Genomic DNA, 1935 nt, shown 5'->3' with positions numbered 1-1935 from the left:
GGTATTATATACTAATTCTATATATTTAATTAACTATTTAATATTTTTAATTATTATATTTAATATTTAGATAATTAATTAAATTATTTAATATGTATTTTATATATTTAATTGATTATTTAATAATTTAGTTCTATTATATTTATTATTTAATTAATTATTGGATATAATTATTATCTATGTAAATATCTTAACTTTTCCTGTTTTTCTATTTTCATATTTTCTATTTCATTATTGTGCTTGTATCTTGAATTTTGATTTATCATTTTAATCATAAAGTTTATTATCTAATTTTTTTATAATTATAAACTAATGAAAATAACACATAAAATATAAGTTGATTATTTATGAGTGCTACTATAAATGAAAATTACCTTTTATTACAAAATAGCTATTTGTTTGCAGAAATTGCAAGAAGAGTCGATGAATTCCAAGGTGAAAATCCTGATAAAGATATAATTAGAATGGGTATTGGAGATGTTACAAAACCATTAAGTCCTTCTGTAATCAAAGCATTTAAAGATGCAGTTGATGAGATGGCAGATCCTGACAAGTTTAGAGGCTATGGTCCAGAACAAGGCTATTCATTTTTAGCTGAGGCTATTATTAAAAACGATTTTGAACCATTAAATATAAGTTTAGACATTGATGAAGTTTTCATAAGTGATGGTGCTAAATGTGATACTGGAAATATTCAGGAAATCTTTGATTTAGATAATATTGTAGCTGTTACAGACCCAGTTTATCCAGTTTATGTGGATACTAATGTAATGGCAGGTAGAACTGGTCACGCACTTGATAATGGCAAATATGATGGATTAGTTTACCTTCCATGTACTGAGGAGAATGGATTTATTCCTTCACTTCCAGAAACTCCTGTTGATTTGATTTATCTTTGTTTCCCAAATAATCCTACTGGAACTACATTAACTACTAGTCAATTGGCTGAATTTGTTAAATATGCAAAAGAAAACCATTCTATAATCCTATTTGATGCAGCTTACGAAAAATTCATAACTGAGGATGATGTTCCACATAGTATCTATGAAATTGAAGGAGCCAAAGAAGTAGCTATTGAATTTAGGAGCTTTTCAAAAACAGCAGGTTTTACAGGTACTCGATGTGCTTATACTATAGTTCCAAAAGAACTTAAAGTACATGATAGTGAAGGCAAGCTTCAATCTTTAAATAATCTGTGGAATAGGCGTCAAACAACTAAGTTCAATGGTGTGTCATATCCTATTCAAAAAGCAGCAGAAGCAACATATTCTTCTTCTGGTAAAGCAGAAATTAATGAAAACATAGAGTATTATCTTGAAAATGCGAAAGCAATTAGAGATAGTCTTGTTAAAATAGGATTAAATGTTTATGGTGGTATTAACTCTCCATATATTTGGATTAAAACACCAAATGATATGAAATCTTGGGATTTTTTTGATCTTCTTCTAAATAAAGCTAACATAGTTGGAACTCCCGGTGCAGGTTTTGGTCCAAGTGGGGAGGGTTATCTTAGGTTAACTGCATTTAACACTCTTGAAAATACAAAAGAAGCGATGGATAGAATATCTAAACTTTCTTTTTAGTTATTCTTTTATATTGGTCCCTTGTATTAATCTATTATATTATTTACTTTTATTTAAATTCTTATTTTATTATTATTTATTAGTATTATTTTTTTTATTAGTATTATTAATTAGTATTATTAGTATTATTTTTTTTATTAGTATTATTAATTAGTATTATTAGTATTATTTTTTTTATTAGTATTATTAATTAGTATTATTAGTATTATTTTTTTTATTAGTATTTTGGCTGTGCAATAATTAATTTTTCAGTTGATGGATGACAGTGAATTTTCTTAGTTGTGGTTAGATTGTAAATTATTTTTTGTAGTTTTTTTTATTTGTTGTCTATGTTTTTCATTGAATATCTATT

General features: G+C 25.8%; 1 protein-coding gene. It reads left to right on the top strand.

Features of this window, described 5'->3' with window-relative positions; genetic code table 11:
- Positions 1–347: 347 nt before the first annotated feature.
- Entirely contained in the window at positions 348–1583 is a 1236-nt protein-coding gene (locus MBFIL_RS04190) for an LL-diaminopimelate aminotransferase (RefSeq protein ID WP_066971785.1), read from the top strand.
- Positions 1584–1935: the final 352 nt, after the last annotated feature.

This window comes from Methanobrevibacter filiformis, assembly GCF_001639265.1.
Lineage (GTDB): Archaea > Methanobacteriota > Methanobacteria > Methanobacteriales > Methanobacteriaceae > Methanacia > Methanacia filiformis.
The sequence above is the reverse complement of the archived record's forward strand: the minus strand, read 5'-3'. Positions and strand labels throughout refer to the sequence as shown.

Bases quoted from the DNA above. Each gene is read 5' to 3' on its own strand.
- MBFIL_RS04190 (WP_066971785.1), top strand. From the start codon at position 348: ATGAGTGCTACTATAAATGAAAATTACCTTTTATTACAAAATAGCTAT.